The 3,314-nt window shown below is 64.4% G+C and carries 4 protein-coding genes; 1 reads left to right on the forward strand and 3 read right to left on the reverse strand.

Going from position 1 to position 3,314, the window contains the following annotated elements:
* On the reverse strand, window positions 1-1,609 hold a 1,609-nt coding region (locus VF497_RS11295; protein ID WP_330888729.1), incomplete at its 3' end, for a chromosome segregation SMC family protein.
* Between the two features lie 149 nt (window positions 1,610-1,758).
* On the opposite strand from VF497_RS11295, the gene queF reads away from it, so the two are divergent.
* Window positions 1,759-2,148 carry a preQ(1) synthase gene (queF, locus tag VF497_RS11300; protein ID WP_330888731.1) on the forward strand — a complete coding sequence of 130 codons (390 nt, stop codon included), beginning with the start codon at window positions 1,759-1,761 and terminating at the stop codon, window positions 2,146-2,148.
* A gap of 16 nt (window positions 2,149-2,164) precedes the next feature.
* Here queF and VF497_RS11305 read toward each other — a convergent pair whose 3' ends face one another.
* Entirely contained in the window at window positions 2,165-3,046 is an 882-nt protein-coding gene (locus VF497_RS11305; RefSeq protein ID WP_330888733.1) for a peptidylprolyl isomerase, read from the reverse strand.
* Window positions 3,047-3,118: 72 nt separating this feature from the next.
* Window positions 3,119-3,314: BolA family protein (locus VF497_RS11310; RefSeq protein WP_330888735.1), on the reverse strand; the 196-nt coding region annotated here is incomplete at its 5' end.

The following is a 3,314-nucleotide window of genomic DNA, read 5'->3' on the forward strand; positions in this document are numbered from 1 at the left end:
AGCCGGCTTCGACGTCGAGCACTTCGCCGAGGCGCGGCGCCTTGTCGAGGCCGAGGCGTTCGAGCCATTCGTGCGCCGGCGATTTCTCCTGGCCGAGCGCGGCATGCTGCAGCGCTTCGAGCGAAGCCAGGCGCCCGCGCATGGTCTGCAACGAGGTGCGGCCTTCGCTGAGCCATGCGCTGGCCTGGTGTTCTTCGCCGGCGAGTTCCTCGTGCCTGGCCTTGCGCTCGTCGAGCATCGCGGTGAAGGTTTCGACTTTTTCCTTGTGCTCGTCGTGGTCGGCGGCGAGCTTCTCGGCAGCCTCGCTCAGCGTGGCGAAATCGGCGGCCTGCTTTTCCGCGCGCAGCGCTTCGAGGCGGCGACCGACTTCCATCGACTGGCGATCGAGATAGTCCAGGCGCGTGCGTTCGACTTCGGCGGCCTGACCCGAATCGGCGCTGGCCTTGGAGTGCGTGTCCCACTGCGATTGCCATTCGGCGAGCGCGGATTCGGCCGCATGCTGCGCCTCGGCGGTCTGCTCGGCCGCTTCGCGCAGCGCTTCGAGCTTGGGTTCGCCGTCGAGCAGCGAGGTGCGCAGCGTTTCGATTTGCTCACGGTCGGCGGAAATATGTTCGCCCAGCTCGGCGTAGGCGTTTTCCGTTTCGACGCGTGCACGTTCGAGGCGTTCACCGAGTTCCTTGTTGTGCTGGATCTGCTGCTCGACGCGCGCGATGTCGCCGCCAACGCGGTAGACCTCGGCCTGCACGCTGTTCAGATGATCGGTCGCCCCCTGATGTGTCTCGCGCAGAGTCTCAAGCTGCGCCTCGACTCCGCGCTGGTCGGCGACCAGTTTCTCGATGCCGGTCTCGGCTTCGCGCAGCGCGTCGCCATGGCCCTCGAGCTCGGTCGCGATCGCGCGGTAGTGCAGACCGCGCAGTTCGGCTTCCTTCTTCGCCTGTTCGTTCTTCAGTTCCTGCCAGCGCGCCGCGGCCTTGGCCTGACGGTTGAGGTGTTCGAGCTGCTTGTCGACTTCCTCGCGCACATCGTTGAGGCGTTCTAGGTTCTCGCGCGTCGACTTGATGCGGCTTTCGGTTTCCTTGCGCCGTTCCTTGTACTTGGAGATGCCGGCGGCTTCCTCGAGGTGCCCGCGCAATTCGTCGGGGTGCGCCGAGATGATCTCGGAGATCATGCCCTGCTCGATGATCGAGTAGCTGCGCGCGCCGAGGCCCGTGCCGAGGAACAAATCGGTGATGTCGCGGCGGCGGCAGCGCGCGCCGTTGAGGAAATACTGCGACTGGCCGTCGCGGCTGGCCACGCGCTTGACCGAGATTTCGTTGTACTTGGCGTATTCGCCAACGACGAGACCATCGGAGTTGTCGAAGATCAGCTCGACCTGCGCGGTGCCGACCGGCTTGCGTCCGCCCGAGCCTGAGAAGATCACGTCGCTCAGCGCATCGCCGCGCAGGCGGCTCGCGGCGCTCTCGCCCATGACCCAACGGATCGCGTCGATGATGTTCGACTTGCCACAGCCGTTCGGACCGACGATGCCGGTCATGTTCGTGGGCAGGTGCAGGACGGTCGGATCGACGAAGGACTTGAATCCGGAGAGCTTGATCGTGGTCAGGCGCATCGTGTGTTTTTCTTGGAATCCGTTCGGGGCGCGCGAAACCGCCCACGTTGTCTGGCGCAAGGGCTTGCGCTAAGGTGCGCGCCCCACATATGAGGCCGCCGTTCCCGCAAAAGCCGGAATGGCGGCAAGAAATTCAGGAGTCAGGGTCCATGTCCACCAAGCCCAGCAAAGCACTGGAGACGTTTCCGAACCCGCAACCGGGTCGCGATTATACCATCCGCATGCGCATCCCCGAGTTCACCTGCCTGTGCCCGAAAACCGGCCAGCCGGACTTCGCCGAAATGCGCCTGGAATACGTGGCCGACAAGACCTGCGTCGAGCTGAAGGCGCTCAAGCTCTACATCTGGAGCTTCCGCGACGAGGGCCATTTCCACGAGGACGTGACCAACCGCATCCTCGACGACCTGGTCAAGGCGACCAAGCCCCGTTTCATGCGCCTGACTGCCGAATTCGGCGTGCGCGGCGGCATCTACACGACGGTCATCGCCGAGCACCACAAGAAAGGCTGGAAGGCGCCGGCGAAAGTCGAGCTGGCGTAAGCCCGCTCGTTGCTCGTCAGCCTTTCTTCTCGGGTGCGGGTTGCGCCGGTGCCACGGGAACCGCAGCCGGCTTCGGCGGCGGCGCGCTGCCGGCCGGATACTCGATCTTCGCCTGCTGCTTGAGCTTAGCCAGACGTTCCTCGCCGATCTTCTTCTGCAGGCCGCTCTTGATCCCGTCCTTGACCTTGTCGAATTCCGGCGGAGTAAGCGGGTTGACCGCCTGCACCTGGAAAACGAGCCAGTTCTGCGGCAACTTCAGCGGCGTGCGCGTGAAGTCGCCGGCTTTCATCGATGCCAGCGCATCGGTGACCGGCTTGGGCATGTTCTCCGTGTTGATGTGCGAAAGCACCTTGGCCTGGGCCTTGCCCTTCCATTCGTCGTAGACCTTGTCGAACGGGGTGCCCGAAACGAGTTCGCCGGACGCCTTGAGCGCGTCGGCCTCGTTCGAAAACAGCAGGCTGCCGAGGTCGTACTCGAACTTGCTCATGCCCGCGACCTTCGCATCGTACTCGGCCTTGAGCGCAGCGTCGGACACCGGCGTCTGCTGCTGCAGGCGGATCATCGTTTCGTTGGCCAGCGCGGCCAGGCGCGCGACTTCGACGTTCGCCGCAAACGCCGGGTCAGAAGTCAGCTTGTCCTTCTGCGCCTGTTCGGCAAGCAGCACGTAGTCACCGAGCACGCGCAGAATCTCGGCGCGCTGCTCGGGACGGGTCATGTCGGCTTTCGGCGCCTTCACGCGCACAAATGCGTCGACCAGTTCCTGCGGGACCGGCGTGCCGTTGACGGTTTCGGCCACCGGCAGATTGGCCGGCATCTGGACCACGCGTTGGTCGCCGGCACCGCCGCCGGAACAGGCAGCGAGCGCGAGGCAAAGGGAAGCGGAAAGGGTTTTGCGCATGGAAATTTCCTTTGGATCAAATTCGGGTATCGATCGCCGTCGTGCGAGAGCGGCGCATCCGTAGTGCACAGGTCAGATTTCGTCCGGCGCCCGCGTTTCCAGCGCGAGCGCGTGGATATCGGTCTGCATCATCGTGCCGAGCGCGGCATAGACGCGCTGATGGCGCTTCACTGGCGAAAGTCCGGAAAACGCCGAGGCAATGACACGCACGCGGAAATGTCCACGCCCATCGCGCGCGCCCGCATGGCCGGCGTGCTTGTAACTTTCA

The organism is Rudaea sp. (assembly GCF_036383415.1).
GTDB lineage: Bacteria > Pseudomonadota > Gammaproteobacteria > Xanthomonadales > Rhodanobacteraceae > Rudaea.

Excerpts from the sequence above, each read along its gene's own strand:
- queF (WP_330888731.1), top strand. The coding sequence starts at position 1,759 with ATGTCCACCAAGCCCAGCAAAGCACTGGAGACGTTTCCGAACCCGCAA.
- VF497_RS11305 (WP_330888733.1), bottom strand. The coding sequence starts at position 3,046 with ATGCGCAAAACCCTTTCCGCTTCCCTTTGCCTCGCGCTCGCTGCCTGT.